The organism is Arthrobacter sp. TB 26, from assembly GCF_000427315.1.
In the GTDB taxonomy this organism is placed as follows: Bacteria; Actinomycetota; Actinomycetes; order Actinomycetales; family Micrococcaceae; genus Arthrobacter.
The window spans coordinates 1-1282 of record NZ_AUPJ01000046.1 but is presented as its reverse complement, the minus strand read 5'-3'; the positions used below and the strand labels follow the sequence as shown (position 1 = coordinate 1282).

Below are 1282 nucleotides of genomic sequence, written 5' to 3'. Positions count from 1 at the left end.
GAAGGTACGGTGAGCGTGGCGGACGTGCAGCACGCCGCGACCCTCCGCCCGGCGGCAGGTACCCCGGTGCCGGGCGCCCCGGTGGCAGTTCTCCCGGGGGCGGGCGCCCCGGAGGCAGGGCCGGAAGCACCGGCCGAATTGCCGGAAACAGGGCCACCCGCCGGGCCACCCGTTTCCCCCGAGAAACCCTCAGAGGCACGCGAGCGAGTGGCCAGCCTGCGCCGCGCCATCGGTGCGCTGATGTCGCGCTCGAAGAAGACCATCCCGCACTACTACCTCAGCACCACCCTGGACCTGCGTGCCGCCGTCGGCTGGATGCAGTCCGTCAACGCACAGCGGCCGGTCGCGTCCCGGCTGGTGCCCTCCGCGCTGCTGCTTAAGGCAGCGGCGCTCGCGGCCAGGGAGGTCCCGGAGGTGAACGGCTTCTACGACGACGGCGGGTTCCGGCCCAGCGCGTCCGTGCACCTAGGTGTCGCCGTGGCCCTGCGCCAGGGCGGCCTGGTGGCCCCCGCCATCCACGACGCGGACACCCTGCCGGTTGACGTGCTGATGGAGCAGCTCCGGGACCTCGTCAGCCGCGCCCGTGCCGGGCGGCTGCAGCGTGCCGAAATGGCCGATCCCACGATCACCGTGACGAACCTCGGGGACCTCGGCGTGGAGAGTGTCTTCGGCGTCATCTATCCCCCGCAGGTTGCGATGGTCGGCTTCGGCCGGGTGATGGAGCAGCCGTGGGCGCAGAACGGGATGCTCGGTGTCCGGCCCGCCGTCGTCGCCACCCTCTCCGCTGACCACCGGGTCAGCGACGGGCTGCGCGGGGGCCGCTACCTGGCGCGGATCGACGAGCTGCTGCAGAAGCCGGAAGACCTGTGAACCGGGTGGGTAATGTGAAACGGGAGGAACCATGAACGAACAGGACGCGCGGGCGGCGGTACAGTCCGCGATCGGCAAGGTGGCACCGGACGTGGACCTGGCCGAGGTGGACGAGGACGCCCGCCTGCGGCAGGACCTCGAACTCGATTCGCTGGACTTCCTCCGGCTGGTCGAAACGATCGACACGGCCACCGGCGTCGACATCCCTGAGCGGGACTACCCGGAGGTGGCCACGGTAAAGGGGCTGATCGGCTACCTCGCGGCCCACGGCTAATCCTGCTAATCCTGCTAATCCTGCTAATCCTGCATCGACTGCTCCGTAGCCGCCCTTTTGGAGGCGCTAAAGGGCGGCTACGGAGCAGTCGATGGGAAGAAAAGCGGCGGAATGGTCCGACCCGGGCGCCCGGCCCCG

2 protein-coding genes are annotated in these 1282 nt (G+C 70.2%); both read left to right on the top strand.

Features of this window, described 5'->3' with window-relative positions:
- Positions 1-870 (top strand): 2-oxo acid dehydrogenase subunit E2 (locus K789_RS21915; protein ID WP_029704174.1); only part of this gene is annotated, 870 nt, incomplete at its 5' end.
- Positions 871-901: 31 nt separating this feature from the next.
- Complete coding sequence (locus K789_RS0100765) at positions 902-1144, top strand: acyl carrier protein (protein WP_024365081.1); 243 nt, start codon at positions 902-904, stop codon at positions 1142-1144.
- The last annotated feature ends 138 nt before the right edge of the window (positions 1145-1282 follow it).